At 49.7% G+C, this 1,592-nt stretch carries 2 protein-coding genes; both read left to right on the forward strand.

The annotated features are described in order from the left end of the window. Positions 1 to 85 precede the first annotated feature (85 nt). On the forward strand, positions 86 to 259 hold the full coding sequence (locus OKC40_RS22355; protein ID WP_270797016.1) for a hypothetical protein: 174 nt from the start codon (positions 86 to 88) through the stop codon (positions 257 to 259). Beyond that, the gene (locus OKC40_RS22360) at positions 256 to 1,533 is read left to right on the forward strand and encodes a DUF262 domain-containing protein (protein ID WP_270797017.1); all 1,278 of its coding nucleotides are present in this window, start codon (positions 256 to 258) and stop codon (positions 1,531 to 1,533) included. Before OKC40_RS22355 ends, OKC40_RS22360 begins: the two co-directional genes overlap by 4 nt. Positions 1,534 to 1,592 lie beyond the last annotated feature (59 nt).

Here is a 1,592-nt window from a genome sequence, read left to right on the forward strand (position 1 = left end):
CTACCTGAAGCAACACCGTTTATATAGCCGCACACTTGGAATTATTTGAGTCTCTAAAAATGAGGGGATCTCTAAGGATTTTTTGTTGCCATTCCCAAGTCATAAAGAACAAACCGCCATCGCCACCATTCTCTCCGATATGGATAGCGAGCTGCAGGCGCTGGAGCAGAAACTGGCCAAGGCCCGTGATGTAAAGCAGGGGATGATGCAGCAGTTGTTGACCGGCCGTATCCGCCTGCCTGTGGAACAGGTTGAATGACAGCCGTATCAGTGACCCATCCCCACACCTTGCAGTACAAGGTGATCAAGGTCAGCCAGCTACTGGCTGACCCCACGTTGGTGATCCCGCCCTACCAGCGTCCCTATAAGTGGACGACCAGACATGTCGAGCAACTGCTGGATGATCTGGCCTTACACCAAGAAAAAGATGCGTATCGATTGGGTACGTTAGTGTTATATGAGCGCCCCTCTCAGGAAGATACTGGAGCGGGCATGCGTATCCGGGACATTGTCGATGGTCAGCAACGGACCATCACACTGCTGCTAATCCTTCATGCGCTACTCAATGAGAAACTCGCCGCAGTGACCGCCCCTAAGCTGCGAGAGCAGTTGAACACGCTGAAATCGAGCATGATACATCCCGATTTCACTAACACAGTGTCACAACACAATATCCGGGAGAACTATCAGGTGATCCGCAGGCGGGTCGTGCGCGCCGATTTTGATGAGAAACAGATCGACTTTCTGCTGAACCGCTGTGAACTGGTACAGGTGACGCTGTTTGATATCTCAGAAGCATTCCAGTTTTTTGATTCACAAAATGCACGCGGACGAGATCTGGCCCCCCATGACTTGCTCAAGGCTTTCCATCTACGAGAATTTTCAGCGTTGGATGAGCCGCTTAAAACTGCCACCGTATCCGGTTGGGAAAATAGTAATGGGGATGTATTAGAAGCTCTGTTTGGTGAACATCTTTATCGCATTCGACGTTGGATTACAGGGAAACCTGCCCGTTACTTTGGCAAGGATGACGTGGCGCTATTCAAGGGGGTGAATCTGGCCAACAGCGAAGCCTTTCCTTGCGTCTCCGCGTTGCGGATAGTTCATAACAAGGTTGATGAACTGCATATGGCGTTTCCGTTTCAGCTGGATCAAACCATTATCAACGGTCGTCGTTTCTTCGAGATGATTAAGCACTATCAGGGGCTGACATTTCTGTTTAACGGTTCAGCGTTGATGGAACGTTATAAGCTCGAGGGCTATGCCTGCGAGATACTTATGGTGCTTGCCGACTACCAGGGCCGCCATCGTACCGGTGATCGCTATGTGCGAACAATGTTCGATTGTTTGTTGCTCTACTACTTCGACAAGTTCGGAGCCACGCACCTCTCCAAAGCGATAGAGAAGATCTTTATCTGGGCCTATGCCTTGCGCCTTGATATGTATTCTGTGCAGTTGGCCAGTATGGATAACTATGTGGTCGGGCGACAAAATATGTTCAAGGTGTTACGTGAGGCCAGGGTGAGAGCGTGAACATTTTGTTAAATTTCACCCAGTTTTTTGAGACCCGCATTGAGTACCGTTTCCAGATA

Source organism: Aeromonas sp. QDB11, from assembly GCF_027705265.1.
Classification (GTDB): domain Bacteria; phylum Pseudomonadota; class Gammaproteobacteria; order Enterobacterales; family Aeromonadaceae; genus Aeromonas; species Aeromonas allosaccharophila.

Excerpts from the sequence above, each read along its gene's own strand:
- OKC40_RS22360 (WP_270797017.1), top strand. The coding sequence starts at position 256 with ATGACAGCCGTATCAGTGACCCATCCCCACACCTTGCAGTACAAGGTG.